This is a genomic window from Flavobacterium sp. C3NV (assembly GCF_046825355.2).
GTDB lineage: Bacteria > Bacteroidota > Bacteroidia > Flavobacteriales > Flavobacteriaceae > Flavobacterium.
In genome coordinates, this window is sequence record NZ_JBKQBJ020000002.1 from 209680 (window position 1) to 225895 (window position 16216).

At 33.2% G+C, this 16216-nt stretch carries 11 protein-coding genes and 1 pseudogene; 8 read left to right on the forward strand and 4 right to left on the reverse strand.

Annotated features, from left to right (window positions below):
- Positions 1-343 precede the first annotated feature (343 nt).
- On the reverse strand, positions 344-2380 hold the full coding sequence (locus ACIDC4_RS03790; RefSeq protein ID WP_412041811.1) for a M13 family metallopeptidase: 2037 nt from the start codon (positions 2378-2380) through the stop codon (positions 344-346).
- Between the two features lie 335 nt (positions 2381-2715).
- Positions 2716-3588: an AraC family transcriptional regulator gene (locus ACIDC4_RS03795; protein ID WP_412041812.1), complete on the reverse strand. Its 873-nt coding sequence runs from the start codon at positions 3586-3588 to the stop codon at positions 2716-2718.
- 450 nt (positions 3589-4038) lie between these two features.
- Here ACIDC4_RS03795 and ACIDC4_RS03800 point away from each other — a divergent pair, with 450 nt between their 5' ends.
- The 4 genes from ACIDC4_RS03800 to ACIDC4_RS03815 all read left to right on the forward strand — a co-directional run bounded on the left by ACIDC4_RS03800 (position 4039) and on the right by ACIDC4_RS03815 (position 7217).
- A complete protein-coding gene (locus ACIDC4_RS03800; protein ID WP_412041813.1) occupies positions 4039-4458 on the forward strand; it encodes a T9SS type A sorting domain-containing protein in 420 nt (139 codons plus the stop codon).
- A gap of 971 nt (positions 4459-5429) precedes the next feature.
- Positions 5430-5837, forward strand: coding sequence for a T9SS type A sorting domain-containing protein (locus ACIDC4_RS03805; RefSeq protein ID WP_412041814.1), 408 nt, complete (start codon positions 5430-5432; stop codon positions 5835-5837).
- A gap of 375 nt (positions 5838-6212) precedes the next feature.
- On the forward strand, positions 6213-6599 hold the full coding sequence (locus ACIDC4_RS03810) for a secretion protein (RefSeq protein ID WP_412041815.1): 387 nt from the start codon (positions 6213-6215) through the stop codon (positions 6597-6599).
- Positions 6600-6830: 231 nt separating this feature from the next.
- Positions 6831-7217 carry a flagellar motor protein MotB gene (locus tag ACIDC4_RS03815; protein WP_412041816.1) on the forward strand — a complete coding sequence of 129 codons (387 nt, stop codon included), beginning with the start codon at positions 6831-6833 and terminating at the stop codon, positions 7215-7217.
- Positions 7218-7306: 89 nt separating this feature from the next.
- Here the strand turns inward: ACIDC4_RS03815 and ACIDC4_RS03820 are convergent.
- Positions 7307-7723: pseudogene (locus ACIDC4_RS03820) on the reverse strand (helix-turn-helix domain-containing protein).
- A 206-nt stretch (positions 7724-7929) separates the two neighbouring features.
- Here ACIDC4_RS03820 and ACIDC4_RS03825 point away from each other — a divergent pair.
- Both ACIDC4_RS03825 and ACIDC4_RS03830 read left to right on the forward strand, forming a co-directional pair.
- Positions 7930-8247 (forward strand): hypothetical protein, encoded by a 318-nt coding sequence (locus tag ACIDC4_RS03825; RefSeq protein WP_412041817.1) that lies wholly within the window; start codon positions 7930-7932, stop codon positions 8245-8247.
- 826 nt (positions 8248-9073) lie between these two features.
- Complete coding sequence (locus ACIDC4_RS03830) at positions 9074-9919, forward strand: hypothetical protein (protein ID WP_412041818.1); 846 nt, start codon at positions 9074-9076, stop codon at positions 9917-9919.
- Between the two features lie 92 nt (positions 9920-10011).
- Here the strand turns inward: ACIDC4_RS03830 and ACIDC4_RS03835 are convergent, their stop codons facing one another.
- On the reverse strand, positions 10012-13452 hold the full coding sequence (locus tag ACIDC4_RS03835; RefSeq protein WP_412041819.1) for a methylmalonyl-CoA mutase family protein: 3441 nt from the start codon (positions 13450-13452) through the stop codon (positions 10012-10014).
- A gap of 306 nt (positions 13453-13758) precedes the next feature.
- Between ACIDC4_RS03835 and ACIDC4_RS03840 the strand changes: the two genes are divergently transcribed.
- Both ACIDC4_RS03840 and ACIDC4_RS03845 read left to right on the forward strand, forming a co-directional pair.
- Positions 13759-15333, forward strand: a complete 1575-nt coding sequence (locus ACIDC4_RS03840) for a L,D-transpeptidase family protein (protein WP_412041820.1) — start codon at positions 13759-13761, stop codon at positions 15331-15333.
- Between the two features lie 209 nt (positions 15334-15542).
- Entirely contained in the window at positions 15543-16193 is a 651-nt protein-coding gene (locus ACIDC4_RS03845; RefSeq protein WP_412041821.1) for a hypothetical protein, read from the forward strand.
- The last annotated feature ends 23 nt before the right edge of the window (positions 16194-16216 follow it).

The window sequence follows — 16216 nt, forward strand, 5'->3', positions numbered from 1 at the left end:
GGAAACAAGCGAAGGAATTACATGAATTTCACGAATTGGATTACAGATAATTTGTTGTAAAAAAAAAGACACAAATTAAAAAATCACTTTAGTCTGTGGCAAAAAAATATCAGCATCCATTTAATTCGTGGAATTCGTGGAATTCGTGGAATTCGTGGAATTCGTGGCAAAAAAATAGACACAGATTAAAAAATCATTTTAATCATTTAATCTGTGGCAAAAAAAAAAAAAAAAAATCCGCGATAACCAGTTTAATCCGCTTAACCCGTGGCCCATTACATCGTAAAATAAAAAAAAACCATTCGCCGCAACGAATGGTTTTAAATATAAATTAGATTATTTCTTACCAGATTACTACTCGCAAACTATCCGGCTGATACATTTTATCTCCTTTTTTGACATTAAATGCTTTGTGAAATTCAGGGATATTACTCAAAGGTCCGTTGACTCTAAATTGTTCCGGCGAATGTACATCGGTCATAATTTGATTGATTTTCGACTCATCTCTTCTGTTGATCATCCAGGAATAAGCGTAGGCAAGGAAATAACGTTGCTCCGGAGTTAATCCGCTAATTTTTTCCTTGTTTTTAAATTGTGCTGTTTTCTGGAATGCTTCATACCCCATAATTACGCCGCCCAAATCGGCAATGTTTTCACCCTGAGTGGCATCTCCATTTACATTTTTGCCCAATATTGTATATTTATTATATTGCTCTACTATCAATTTGGTTTTTGCTTTAAATTTTTTCAAATCTTCAGCTGTCCACCAATTGTTTAGATTTCCTTTCTCGTCATATTGACTTCCCTGATCATCAAAACCATGCGTTATTTCATGCCCGAAGAAAGAACCACCAATAATTCCGTACAAAATAGCATCGTCCGGCATACGTCCTTCATAACCCGGAACAATAATATTACAGGCCGGAATAACAATTTCGTTGTTACTTGGGTTATAGTATGCATTGTAAGTTTGCGGTTGCATCACCCATTCGTTTCTGTTTACCGGTTTCCCGTATTTGTTGATCATGTATTTATAATCCCAAATATTAGCACTCATAACATTCCCACAATATGATTTTCGATCTACAGAAAGTGCGCTCATATCTTTCCATTTATCAGGATATCCCAATTTCATGACCATTTTACTCAGCTTGAATAAGGCTTTTTGCTTGGTAGGTTCACTCATCCAATCCAGTTTTTTGATATGCGAAGCAAATACATCACGAATGTTGTTTCCAACCTCCAATAATTTCTCTTTGACACCTTTTGGCATATAATCACTCACATAAACCTGACCTATTAATTCTCCTAAAGAAGAATCTGTTTGCTCTACTACTCTTTTCCAACGTGGTTTTTGAGTTGCTACTCCATTTAACGTTGTGGCATAAAACTTGAAATTTTCTTTTTCGATAGCCGCATTCAGATAGGGAGCGTATGAACTTACAAGATTCCACTTCAAATACGTTTTCCAATCTTCGATCGAATATTTTTTAATCGTAGTATTTAGAGCTGTAAAGAATTCCGGTTGTCCTACTATTACAGTATCTGCTTTTGCAATACCTAAAATTGGCAATACTTTTTTCCAGTCGATATCAGGTGTAAGCGAATTGAATTTTTCTACCGAAAGTTTGTTGTAATTTTTTATAGGATCGCGAAGTGCTTCTAATTTTCGGGATGATTTTGCCAATTCGGTTTCGAGTTTCATAATCGTTGCTGCATTTTTTACCGCAACTGATTCTTCATCTCCCGTAAATCGCATCATCGTTTTAAGATGTGCTACATAAGCAGTACGAATTTCTACATTTCGTTTGTCCGAATCGAGATAATAATCTCTTTGTCTCATTCCTAAACCGCCTTGTCCGAAAAACAGCGCATATTTTGTACTGATTTTATCGTCTTGCGAAACATAAAATGTAAACGCCGGATCTGCTCCAACAGTTTGCAAATGCACAATTGTATTGATTAATCCTGAAACATCTTTAATTTCGTTGATTTTTTTAATTTCGGCATTTAGCGGAGACAAACCTGCTTTTTCGATGGCAATTGTGTCCATTCCTGAAGCATAAAAATCACCTATTTTTTGTTTGTTACTTCCTTTTGCTGCCGATTCATCTTTGGCCGAGCTTTCGCAGATATTTTTAATCTGTCCGTTGATTGTATCAATTACAGTTCTCATAATTCCGTTATTGCTGTCTGTTTTTGCAATAGGATTTTTTTTGAACCAGCCATTATTAGCATAATTAAAGAAATCATCTGCCGGATTGATGGTGGTATCGCGATTGGTAATTAAAGGATCTGAAAATGCGACTTCTTTTTTATTGCAGCTAAAAAATGTCATTCCGATAAGGAGGAATGTAACAGGTTTTCTAAATAAATTCATTCAGTTATAAATTTTGGTTGATGTATTCAATCTATTATTTGGATTGTTATAATTTAAAAATAACAAGCATGTAAATATAATTTTTATAACAACAAAAATTAAAAAAATCCAAATTTTAAATTCCAAATTCCAATACTGAACTTAATCGTGATTGGGGAAAATTCAAAATTTTAAATTCCCAAAAAAAGCTTCGACTAGGCTCAGCTGGACATAATAAAAAAGTTTGCCACGAATTTCACAAATTAACACGAATTAATATTTTCCTTTTACTTAGAAAAAATTAGTGCTAATTTGTGGAATTCGTGGCAAAAAATATAAAGCTTCCTCCTATGGAATTAGCTAATAATTATTTTGTGTTCGTGACGGTATTGCGAAGCGCTTTTACCGGTGTATTGTTTGAAGGATTTACTAAAATGACTAAAATTATTAAAGCCGCTTTCGTAACACACTTCATTTATACTTATTGGTTTTTCGGCCAATAGTTTTGATGCGTGTACCAAACGATATTCGTTTACAAACTCTGTAAAGGTTTTATTCGAAATCTTCTTAAAATAACGGCAGAACGAAGGCGTTGTCATACTTACCAAGCTCGAAACTTCGTCTATCGCGATAGATTCCTGAAAATGATCTTTTACGTAATTAAAAACAACATTAATACGATCATTATCCTGCGTTTGCAATTCTAACGAAAATCCGTCGGCATTCAGCACAGTATATTCTTCAGAAGAATCTAATTCGTCTAAAACACTCAGGAGCGTCAATAAACGTTCAAACGGAAGCTGGTGTTCCATCATCTCGATTTTCTTACCGATTTTTTTTTTAGTTTCTCCGCCAAACGCGATTCCTGCTTTTGCCTGACTAAAAAGATTCTGAACCTTTTTCATTTCGGGAGCTACAAAAAAATCATTCCCTAAAAACTCCGGTTTAATATGAATAACGGTTTCATTAATATTTCCCGTTTGTTCATTTGTAAAACCACAATGTGGCAAATTAGCACCTATAAGTATCAAACTACCATTTGTATAATAAGAAACATGGCTTCCTATTTGTCTTTTCCCCGCCCCACCATTTATATAAACCAACTCGATTTCTGGATGATAATGCCATAAATGCGCTTTACTGTTGGTCTTTTCGGCGTGCTTTGTGTAGGTAAAAGAACTTCCGTATGAGTTTGATATCACTTCAAGAGCTGGGGCAATTGTCTTCATGATAATTTCTTTAAAAAATAATAGCAAATTTAACAAAATCGCCTAATATAATTTAAAAATTAACCTATAACGGTTTCGTAAATGAGAATTTTGCATAATAATCATTAAAAGTTAAATCATCAAATTGCTACAATTCATCATTTTTTTTCATGATCCGTATTTTTTTGTTAGATTTTTTCCATAAATCGTATTTAGTAGTGGCTTTAAATAAAGATACCTCTTATTTGTAAGAATATTAGAACTTTTACATAAATGTTAATTTTATTGAATAATTGAAAAATAATAGCCGAATTAACAAAAACACCTAATATTATTCAAAAATTAACCTATAACGGTTTCGTAAATGAGAATACAGCACATAAATTGGAAAATACAGTTGTGAAAAAAAAGTAATCCCTACAGTAATTTAGCATCAGAAAATTAGAACAAACAAATTTAAAACGAAGAGTTATGAAAAAGATATTAAAATTAAGTTTAGTGTGCGCAGTACTTTTTACTGGAATGAGTACTTATGCAATTGATGGTAATGATAATGGAGCAGCTGATTTTAACCTTCATGTATTAAAGGCTAATGGAAAGCTAATTACGTTTGCTTTAAACCAGGTTAAAAAAGCAAGTATTAGTATTTATGATAAAAACAATACTTTAATCTATTCTGAAAATGCTTTTGGGAAAGAAGGTATTTTAAGAACTTTTAGTTTAGAAGAACTTCCAGAAGGAACTTACTTCTTACAAGTTGAAGACAGCGTAAAAAAAGTAAGACACGAAATTACAATTACTGATGATACATCTGTATTATCTTCAAAAGCAGTTTCGTCAGCATATAAAGCAAATACAATTGCTCAAAATTCAAGCGTAGCAGTACGCTAAAAAAGTTTATACTTCTCATAAAGTATAAAAATGAGGTTAGATAGTTAGTAAAGTTAAAAACATGATTGTTTTGAAACAGCTCTTTGTGGTTATTGAGCTGTTTTTTTTGTGCCATACTTTTTTGAATTTGCCACAAAGGCACTAAGACACCAAGTTTTTATTTATAAAGTTTTTAACCGCAAAGCACGCAACCCCGATAGCTATCGGGATACGCAATGTTCGCAAAGATTTACACAAAGTTCGCAAAGCTAATTTAACAAAAAGCTTTGCGAACTTTGTATTTTTTATAAAACCCTTAAAGTTTAATCTTTGCGGTCTTTGCGGTTAAATAAAACTTTGCGGTAAAATAATCTACTTCAAAATGAGATTTAAACACAGAGAACACTAAGAGTTTTATCTAAGAGTACGCTCAAAAACACGGAGTTCACAAAGCTTTGTCAATATAAAGCTTAAGTTCCGAAGATACCGCGCTTGAAAATCCCTCACAAAATAAACGAAATATTATTATGAAAAAGATGGCCCTAGCCCCGATAGTCCCGAAGCTTCGGGAGGAAATCCTTTTGTGTCCGCCGCGGCGGACACAAAAGATTGAAACGGATAGCGGGATTAGCTCCTGAAAAAAGATTTGCTTTTTATCATAGATCGAAATGACAAAAATGAGCATAAAAAATCCGTTTTTATCTGCGTTTTCGCTTTAGCGAATCCGTGTCATCCGCGTACCATCTCAACATAAATCCACAAAACTTTTGTAAGAAAACCAGAACAACCAATATTATCTCAATTTAAACAAAACATTAAAAAATAATAACCTAATTAACAAAAACGCTAAAAATAATTCAAAATTTAACCTATAACGGTTTCGTAAATGAGAATACAGCATCGAAATTGGCAAATAGAGTTGTTAAAAAACATCTATATCATAAGTAATTTAGCATCAGAGAATTAGAACTATTAATTTAAAACTAAATACCATGAAAAAGATTTTAAAATTAAGTTTAGTATGTGCGGTACTTTTTACTGGAATGAGTACTTATGCAATTGACGGGAATGAAGATTTTAATCTTCACGTATTAAAGAATAATGGAAAAGTAATTACGTTTGCCCTTAATCAGGTAAAAAAAGCCAATTTATCGATTTATGATAAAGAAGGTACTTTAATTTATTCTGAAAGCGCTTCAGGTAAAGATGGAATTTTGAGAACTTTTAGCTTAGAAGAATTTCCTGCCGGAACTTACTTCCTGGAAGTTGAAGATAATGTAAAAAAAGTGAGACACGAAATTACTATAACTGACGATGCAACTGTATTATCAAAAAAAGCAATTTCATCAGTTTACAAAGCAGGTTTTTCTGCTAAAAATACAAACGTAGCAGTACGCTAAAAAGTTATACTGAAAAGTATAAAAATGAGGTTAGATAGTTAGTAAAGTTTAAAACGAGAAATTCGTTTTTAGAACAGCTCTTTGTGGTTATTGAGCTGTTTTTTTATGCCCAATTTTTACCAATAACCTTTAGCCATTTTATTTTTAGAAAACTATTCTTAATAAATATAATACTGTGATTATTACACCATTAAAAAACAGGAACTAAAAAACATCCAAGAGCCCAGTAATTACGTACATAGTTCAGCCAAAGCACAGAAACATCTTTAATTCAGCAATTTAGACATAGAAAAAAGTGATTTTTTTGCATAAAATTAAATTTCAATTTGTAGTTTTGAGCGTTCCACAAACAGTAATTAACAATTTAAAAAAAACATGACAAATTTTACCAAAATGGGCTTAGTTGTTGCCGTATTTTTAACAACAATCTTTACTTACGCAATTGATGGAAAAGGGGATTATATTTTGAATATAAAAACCGGAAACGGAAAAGTAATTAGCTTTACTTTGAACAACGTTGAGAAATCAGTTTTTTCTATCTACGACGAAAACCATAATTTAGTGTACACAGGATCATCTGCTACAGATAAATTAGAGATTTCGAAAACTTTAAGTTTAGAGGCATTTCCTGCCGGAACTTATACTTTAGAAGTAAACGAAAATGGTAAAGTTGCGAAACACGATATTGCTGTTTCTGCTAAAAAATCAAAAACTATTAAGCTTGACGAATCAGTAAACGAAAGTCCTGGTTTCCGTCGTTAATTGTTTTTTACAAAAAATTGAAAAAGCATCGGCCGCGGCTGATGCTTTTTTTTTGTTATATAAAAAGTGATTTTATAAGTAATGAAATATTTAATGCAAAACCATAATAAAAAAAACAATTATGAGTTATATAACTGATTTACATAATTTTGCAAATAAAAATATTACAAATTCAATTTTTTTATTGTTTTAAGAATTAAGCATTTTTCCAATTCATTCAAAAAAATGTCTATGCAACAAAAACTAGCTATTTTAATATCATTGACTGCTTTTTCATTTCGGGTTGCTGCCCAGACTGAAGAATTTTACACTACTGATAAAATAAGCAACAAATATGCTTATGTCGACGTAATAAAAACTTATGAAAATGTTGCCGCAAAAGGATACAAATCTGTAGACCTGTTTCAAAAGTTAGGAAACTCCTCTTATACGCATTGCTATTTTGAGAAAGCAGCAGTATGGTACGGCGAACTATTTGCTATGACTTCAGATTTAGACCCTATATATTATTACCGCTACGCAGAATCTTTGCGCTCTCTTTCTCAAAATGATAAAGCCGATGCGTTGATAGAAAAACTAAAAAGTAAATCTAATGCAATGGTAAAGCGTAAAATATAGGGAAGATTTTATCTTTTTAAATTTATTAAAAACAAAAAAGCACCAGTTGTGGCTGATGCTTTTATATGAATAAATCTCTCTTGAAAATACTACTTCACTTTAAGTAATTTTTCTAAATGTTCTAATTTTATCCTTTTCTGCCTGAAGCAAACGTTCGTAAAGTTTTTTATCTTCTTCTACAGTTTCCATTAATTTATCTAACGGATTAAAAGTGCAAGTGTTACTATTTCCGAAATTCACTTGGCTGGCTTTCGTATCATGAAAAGTATTAAAATAATTAATCGCAGCTTCTTCCGAAAAATTCTTAATCGCTTCAACCGTTACACCAAGTGCTTTCGCCAGTTCAATAAGTTTTGCTTCATCAATCGTTTCGCTATTTTCTATAGCCGAAACCGCTTGCTGGTTTGTTCCTAAGCTTGCGCCAAAGTTTCCTGTTTCATATCACGAAGTTCACGAATACGGCTTATTTTTCGCCCTATATGATTTGGTTTTGTTAGTGTGCTCATAATTCAAAGATAATAATTAAGTGTAAAAACTCGCAAAATGTAAAAAACATATTTATCGCCGTACCATACAGCCAAAAATGATTTGATATAGAACAATCTATTTCTTTCTTCGCCAGACAAACAAAAGTACGATTTTTCTTTCTATAAAATTATACAAGCCAAATTGTAATACGAGCAACAAGATACAAATAATAAATATACGCCTTATGGAAACTAATGAAACAGCTACTTTAGCAAGACTTAAAAAATTAACTGCATTATATTTTCGCACCTTACAACCTGCCAACGATCAACAAGAAACTTACATCGCTCAAATTAAGTTTTTAAATTACTTTGAATTGGGTTGCGCTATTACCGATATGATAAAATTATGTATTTTGGCACTTGATCACGATATGCACAATGTGAACGAAAAGAAAAACCAATCTATAAATGTGGGGCTTATTTTAGAAACCGTCCTGCAAATGTTCCCTTTGAATGAAATGGAGTTTTTGGGCTATGTTGGGGAAATGGTTGGAGAATGATTTTCTTTTTTTGCTATTTCAAAACGGTATAAACATAGCCCGTGGTTTCAACCACGGGAGCGTCATATTGTCTTTCTCATATTGTGTCCCCGTGGTTGAAACCACGGGCTATATTTGATAATAGGATTTTTTATGGTTTTGCTAGTGCTGATGAATTATGAGAACAAATTTCTTTGTCATGGACGGATTTTAATCCGTCCCTACAATATGTTTTGTTCCTTCGGAACTTTTTTTAAACTTTATCAAAAATAGTCACAATATTCTCATTTCGACGAAGGAGAAATCTTCGCTGGTAACTCCTCAACAGTGCTTGCTCAGCGTTTGGAGATTTCTCCCTTCGGTCGAAATGACAAACTTTATGGTGCTTTATTGTTTTACTGCTGGCGCTAATGAATTTTGATTACGAATTTCTTTGTCATGGACGGATTAAAATCCGTCCCTACATTATGTTTTGTTCCTTCGGAACTTTTTTTAAACTTCATCAAAAATAGTCACAATATTGTCATTTCGACGGAGGAGAAATCTTCGCAAGTAACTCCGCAACGAAAATTCAATCTTTATAGAGCTACTCGTGGGGATTTCTCCTTCGTCGAAATGACAAAACTGTGAGGATATAATTTGGTTTTACGAACAGAAAACTTGAGCGAATAAGAAAAAAGTAGGTATTTACACTTAATGTTAATCATTAAGCTTTTAATATATTTGAATTACGTTGCGTGAATAAGAATTAAAATATATGAATCAAATATTTAATTCTATTACTATGAATAAACGCAAATGTATCATGGGCAACAGAGTAAAAAATTAAACAGTAAATTCTACAATAATGAAAGAAAAGGTATTTACTAATGAAACTGATGAAGCTGTTTTAGAGCAAATAAACAGTAAAATCATGAAGCATACTATTCAATTCTTAAATGAGGTAAATGGTAAACTCAAACCATTTGGTTCTGGTGTCTTTGCTAAGATTTATAATGATTATTTTATTATAACGGCATCACACGTTGCAAGTTTCTTTGAAGATCATCCTAATGAAGATTTAAGAATTAGAGTTAGTAACAAACTTTTTATACCTGTATTAGGTGAAGTAAAATATTCAATTATTGAAAAAAGTGAACCTATTGATTTGGCATACATTAAGCTTGACAAACAAACGACATTCAATTTGTCAAAAGCTTACATTCCTGTTACTATAGAAAAATTTCGACACCACAACAATTTATTAAATGGAACCAATTATTGTGTACTTGGTTATCCCGTTATCAATATTACTAAAGAAGAAAAACCTTTTAATACAGGCGCAACATTTTTTTTGGGTAGTCCTCCTACTAATGATAAGCCATATCAACTTTATAAGTTCAACAAAAGAGACCACATGATATTGAATGTAAAAGGAAAAGGTACAAATGTTAATACTAATAAAAGAGATAAAATAATTCCTCAATTTCATGGCATAAGTGGCTGTGGACTATGGCTTTTATTGATTTATGATAACCCTGCGACAGGCAAAACTGAAGTTGATTATAGATTAGTAGGCATAATGACCGAATTTAGAACTGGAAAGTACTTTTGCGTAATTGCCAATAGGATATGGTTAATAATTGAAGCTTTTAAAATGGCGGAAAAATTTACGTTTAAAGAAAAATTTATAAAAAAAGGATTCGTTGCCTAACGACTTTTACTATTTGGTCTGAGAACTTTTTATTAAAATAAAAACCTCCCATTTCTGAGAGGTTTTTCCATAAAATAAAATCCAAAAAGATTCTACATATTCCTTCTATACTGCCCGCCAACTTCAAACAACGCCGAAGTAATCTGACCCAGCGAACAAACCTTTGTAGCTTCCATTAAATGGTCGAATAAGTTTTCGTTTTTAATGGCCGCTTCCTGTAGTTTGTTTAAGTGCTCATTTACTTTTGCTTCGTGAAACTGGTGTAAATTATCCAGCATCGTAATTTGATATTGTTTTTCTTCTTCGGTGGCGCGAATTACTTCTGCCGGAATTACCGTTGGAGAACCTTTTGAACTTAGGAACGTATTTACACCTACAATTGGGAAATCTCCGTTGTGTTTCAGGGTTTCGTAATACAAACTTTCTTCCTGAATTTTAGAACGTTGGTACATGGTTTCCATTGCACCCAAAACTCCGCCACGTTCTGTGATTCGGTCGAATTCTTGTAGAACGGCTGCTTCAACCAAATCGGTTAATTCTTCGATGATAAACGATCCCTGAATTGGGTTTTCGTTTTTCGCCAAGCCTAATTCTTTATTAATAATCAACTGAATCGCCATTGCTCTACGCACCGATTCTTCTGTTGGTGTTGTAATCGCTTCATCATAAGCATTAGTATGCAATGAATTACAGTTATCGTAAATCGCATACAAAGCCTGCAAAGTCGTTCTGATATCATTAAAATCAATTTCCTGTGCGTGCAACGAACGTCCCGAAGTTTGAATATGATATTTAAGCATTTGCGCTCTTTCGTTGGCCCCGTATTTGTTTTTCATGGCTTTTGCCCAAATTTTACGTGCCACACGACCAATAACCGAATATTCAGGATCTACTCCATTCGAGAAGAAGAACGATAAATTAGGTCCAAAATCGTTGATGCTCATTCCGCGGCTTAAGTAATATTCCACGTAAGTAAAACCATTAGAAAGCGTAAAGGCCAATTGCGTAATTGGGTTTGCTCCTGCCTCTGCAATATGATATCCTGAAATCGAAACGGAATAAAAATTACGAACGTTTTTAGTAATAAAATATTCCTGAACGTCTCCCATTAATCGCAACGCAAATTCGGTAGAAAAAATACAGGTATTTTGCGCCTGATCTTCTTTTAGAATATCCGCCTGAACCGTTCCACGAACTTGTGATAATGTTATGGCTTTAATTTCGTTATACACTTCCTGAGGTAAAACCTGATCTCCGGTAACGCCCAAAAGCATTAATCCTAAGCCATTGTTTCCTTCGGGTAAATCGCCTTGGTATCTTGGACGTTCTAATCCGCTTTCTTTATATATTTTGTTGATTTTAGCTTCAACTTCTTTTTCTAATTCGTTCTCCTTAATATAATACTCGCATTGCTGATCGATTGCGGCATTCATAAAGAAACCTAACAACATTGGCGCTGGTCCGTTGATGGTCATACTTACAGAGGTTAAAGCATGAACCAGATCGAAACCTGAATACAGTTTTTTAGCATCGTCAAGACAACAAATTGAAACTCCTGCGTTCCCGATTTTTCCGTAAATGTCCGGACGCAAATCAGGGTCGTTCCCGTATAAAGTCACACTATCAAAAGCGGTCGAAAGTCGTTTTGCCGGCAATCCCGCGCTTACATAATGAAAACGTTTGTTGGTTCTTTCCGGTCCACCTTCTCCCGCAAACATTCTCGACGGATCTTCGCCTTCACGCTTAAACGGATATAATCCTGAAGCAAACGGAAATTCTCCCGGAACATTTTCCTGTAAATTCCAACGTAAAATATCGCCCCAGGCTTCATATTTAGGCAAAGCAATTTTCGGGATTTGTATGTGTGATAAACTCTCGGTGTGTGTCGCGATTTTAATTTCTTTATCACGAACTTTAAACGAATATACCGGATTTTTATATTTGTTGACTTTCTCGTCCCAATTCAGGATAATTTCCCAATTGTACGGATCTAAATCCATTTTTACTTTATCAAACTGGTTCAGTAAAAGATTAAGAAATATTCTATTTTCGTCAAGTCCTTGGGCTGCGCTAAGGGTGACACTATCTTCATCAATTCCTGCTTTAGTAATTTGCGGAATTTTTCCTGAAACTGATTCTATGGTTTTAAAGATTCCGTATAATTTTTGAGCTACTTTTTGTTGCGAAAGCGCACTTTCATCATACGATCTGTTGTTCTCTGCAATTTCAGATAAATAACGGGTTCTGTGTGGCGGAATCACGAATATTTTCTCGCTCATTTCGCGCGTAATTTCAAAAGTCGATTTTAGATCTGAATCTGTTTTTTCAACAATTTTATCCATAATCGCTTTATACAGCGTGTTCATTCCCGGATCATTAAACTGCGAAGCAATGGTTCCGAAAACTGGCATATCATCAGGATTTTTATCCCACAGATTATGGTTTCTTTGATATTGTTTTTTAACGTCACGAATCGCGTCAAGCGCACCTCTTTTGTCAAATTTGTTCAAAGCCACTAAATCAGCAAAATCAAGCATGTCGATTTTTTCTAATTGTGTTGCAGCTCCAAATTCCGGCGTCATTACGTATAAGGATACATCAGAATGATCCATAATCTCTGTATCTGATTGTCCGATTCCCGAAGTCTCAAGGATAATCAAATCGTATTTTGCAGCTTTTAAAACCTGAATCGCTTCGGCTACATATTTAGATAATGCTAAATTCGACTGACGTGTGGCCAGCGAACGCATATAAACACGTGGATTATTTATGGCATTCATTCGGATTCTGTCTCCTAAAAGTGCACCACCGGTTTTTCTTTTCGAAGGATCAACAGAAATTAATCCGATTGTTTTTTCCGGAAAGTCAATTAAAAAACGACGAACCAATTCATCAACCAAAGATGATTTTCCCGCTCCACCCGTTCCTGTAATTCCCAAAACCGGAATTTTAGAATTGGTATTATTAGTATGAATTTGATCGAAAATCGGTTTTGCGATTTCAGGGAAATTCTCAGCTGCCGAAATTAATCGTGCAATTGCGGTTGGAATTTTATTTTCGATATGATCGATTTCTCCGTTTAGTTTGTCTCCAATAGGATAATCTGAACGTTCTACCAAATCGTTGATCATTCCCTGTAAACCTAAAGAACGGCCATCATCAGGAGAATAAATTCTGGTAATACCATATTCGTGTAATTCTGAAATTTCGCTTGGCAGGATTACTCCGCCTCCGCCTCCAAAAATCTTAATATGCCCCGCCCCTTTTTCATGGAGCAAATCATACATATATTTAAAGTATTCATTATGTCCGCCCTGATAAGAGGTCATGGCAATCCCATTTGCATCTTCCTGAATAGCGGTATTTACCACTTCTTCGACACTACGATCGTGCCCCAGGTGAATTACCTCAACCCCAGTTGACTGAATAATACGACGCATAATATTGATCGCTGCATCGTGTCCGTCAAAAAGAGATGCTGCAGTAACAATTCTTACTTTATTTTTAGGAATATATGGTATTTGTTGTTCCATTTTATGAATATGATAATTTTAAGGGAGCAATTTACAAAATATTATAATATTTGGTTATCGTAATATCTTTTTCTTAACAAAAAAAAGAATATTTTTTTTATAGAGAGGGGTAACAATTTCAATCGTTATCGTATATATCCTATATAAGTCTTATAGAAAAGTTAACAACATGGTAATCTTGAAAAATTTAATTTAAATACAACAACTTGTTTTCCAGATACCTAAAGTAATTTAGCATGGTAGAAAAGCCCCAAATTTTTACCCAAAAACTTTTATTCTCAAGTAATAAACGTAAAAATTTAAAAAATGAAAACATTATTCCAATTCACCGTAATTTTAAGTTTGACTTTCTTTGTATCTTCTTTTAATACAGTAGAAAACGACATCCTATCCTATAAAAAAACTGCATCCGGCACAACTGTTTACACTAATTCAGATGCTGATAATGTAGAAGAACTTTCAAATGATTTCTTTAAAAGATATTCTGATTTAAAAAAATATAAATCTGATGTCATGTCATTATACAAAAACAGAACTTTGGGAACTATTTGGTTTGACGAAGATAACATTAATGAATTTGGATCTGTACTTTACGAAAAAGCAAAAAAAACAAACGACTTAATTATTCCTTATCAAAAAGAAATTGATGACCTTTTTTCATCCTCAGAAACAAAAATTTCTAAAACAGATGCTGATATGCTTATAAGCTCTTTATATATTGCTTATGCTAAAAAAAACAATACCGATATTAAGAAAAAAGTATCTTATGATGCCTTGCTGAAAGATTTTTTAAACTACAGCACTATCGAAGAAGCAAATGCCTCAACAACCACCGCTGATGTAAAAGTAGAATATGATCAGTACTATAAATTACAGGATGTTCTAAAAAAATATAAAAAAATAGAACGATCTAATAAATGGAAACCTATTACTCCTGCAGAAACACCTTATAAAGAATTACGTCCGGATGCTGTTTCGAACACTATTGCCCAGGTCAGAAGCCGCCTATATTTATTAGGAGATTTAAAAACAGATTCTAAAAGCGATGTTTACGATCGTGAATTGATGGATGCTGTAATGAAATATAAAGTTCGTAACGGTTTTAAACCTAACTATATTCTGGCAGAAGAACATATTAAGGAAATGAATGTACCGCTTGCTGATAAAATGGAAACATTAAAGCTTAATATGGAAAGATGTCGTGCTATTTCGGCTCAGATTGCTGCTAGCGATGAATATGTTTTGGTAAACGTTCCTTCGTATGAATTGATTTATGTGAAAAACGGAAAAGTACAATTGACCTCGAGTGTATTTGTTGGTGCGCCATTGACTAAAACTACCATTTTTAACGGAGAAATTGACAGAATCGTTTTTAGTCCTTACTGGACTGTACCACAAAGCATTGTAAACAACGAGTTGAAAGGTAAAATTGCTGAAAACAAAAATTATCTTGCCGAAAAAAATATGGAAATAGTAAATGGTCAGGTAAGACAAAAACCAGGGCCTGATAACTCTTTAGGATTGGTAAAATTTATGTTCCCGAATCCCGATGATATTTATATGCACGATACGCCATCTAAAACCTTATTCGATTTTGAAAAAAGAACTTTCAGCCACGGTTGTATCAACGTAAAAATGGCAAAAGAATTAGCAGCAGCTATGCTTAAAGATTATCCTGAATGGACTCCCGCTAAAATTGATAAAGCGATGGAAGGAAAAACAGAAAACAGTTTTAAATTAGCTAAAAAAGTGCCTATTTATATTACGTATTTTACTTCATTGGTAAACGAAAATGGCGAAATTGGTTTCTATCAGGATGTTTACGAAAGAGATATTGAACTAACTAATATCTTATCTACACAAGCTGTGTCTTCAAATTAATTTTAGAACAACTTACTTATATAATCGGGAATTCATTCAATTGAGTTCCCGATTTTTTTTATAATAAATGTATCGTATTTAATGGTAAATCGGCCAAGGAAATTATAACCTTAAATTAATAGTCTTTAAACTTTTAGCAGTAAAAAATAGTGTTTTTTAAAGACATCTTTGCAACTCACAAAAAGTACTACTTTATAAAAATTAAAGCTATGAAAATCAATATTCTTAAACCATTTCTATTCTTCCTAATTTTAGGCTTAACAGCATGTTCTTCTAACGATTCTAATGAAGATGAAAATAGTATTCCTGAAAAAAATTCTTATGATTACTATGTGAATACTGCTATGCAAAAAGCAATTGATGATCTTGGCATCACCATTCACAAAGGTTTGACTCCTCCTAATGTAGAAGGCGTTTATGCGATAAATCCATTTTATTGTGCTAAATCTACTCAAACTAAAGATAATTTCGAGGACTTAGAGGTAGGTGTATCAACGCTTACACTTTCGAATCAGAATACTGCAAAACTAAGTGTCGATTTCAACAATTTTCTTATTTACTCTATCATGTTTAAAAATGAAACATGGCAGGGAAAAGGTTCTTTTATATCCGGCGAAGGCAATAAATTCTCTATTCTATTACATAGCAATGGAGAATTAGAAAGTAATAATTCAGTTTCAAAATTTCAAAACCTGATTATTTTATCCGGCGAAATAGATGTTCAGAATAATAAAATAAAAGGTATCAAAAATTTACAAATGGCATCGATCATGTCTGATGATTATGGTGATACGCATAAAACCCTAATAGAAATTGGACAAGGTCGTTTGTTTACCAATAGTTATGCTCCTCTGCAGTAATTTTATAAAAAAGTCATTTTAAA

Bases quoted from the DNA above. Each gene is read 5' to 3' on its own strand.
- ACIDC4_RS03835 (WP_412041819.1), bottom strand. From the start codon at position 13,452: ATGGAACAACAAATACCATATATTCCTAAAAATAAAGTAAGAATTGTT.
- ACIDC4_RS03800 (WP_412041813.1), top strand. From the start codon at position 4,039: ATGAAAAAGATATTAAAATTAAGTTTAGTGTGCGCAGTACTTTTTACT.
- ACIDC4_RS03840 (WP_412041820.1), top strand. From the start codon at position 13,759: ATGAAAACATTATTCCAATTCACCGTAATTTTAAGTTTGACTTTCTTT.
- ACIDC4_RS03830 (WP_412041818.1), top strand. From the start codon at position 9,074: ATGAAAGAAAAGGTATTTACTAATGAAACTGATGAAGCTGTTTTAGAG.
- ACIDC4_RS03805 (WP_412041814.1), top strand. From the start codon at position 5,430: ATGAAAAAGATTTTAAAATTAAGTTTAGTATGTGCGGTACTTTTTACT.
- ACIDC4_RS03815 (WP_412041816.1), top strand. From the start codon at position 6,831: ATGCAACAAAAACTAGCTATTTTAATATCATTGACTGCTTTTTCATTT.
- ACIDC4_RS03795 (WP_412041812.1), bottom strand. From the start codon at position 3,588: ATGAAGACAATTGCCCCAGCTCTTGAAGTGATATCAAACTCATACGGA.
- ACIDC4_RS03810 (WP_412041815.1), top strand. From the start codon at position 6,213: ATGACAAATTTTACCAAAATGGGCTTAGTTGTTGCCGTATTTTTAACA.
- ACIDC4_RS03790 (WP_412041811.1), bottom strand. From the start codon at position 2,380: ATGAATTTATTTAGAAAACCTGTTACATTCCTCCTTATCGGAATGACA.
- ACIDC4_RS03845 (WP_412041821.1), top strand. From the start codon at position 15,543: ATGAAAATCAATATTCTTAAACCATTTCTATTCTTCCTAATTTTAGGC.
- ACIDC4_RS03825 (WP_412041817.1), top strand. From the start codon at position 7,930: ATGGAAACTAATGAAACAGCTACTTTAGCAAGACTTAAAAAATTAACT.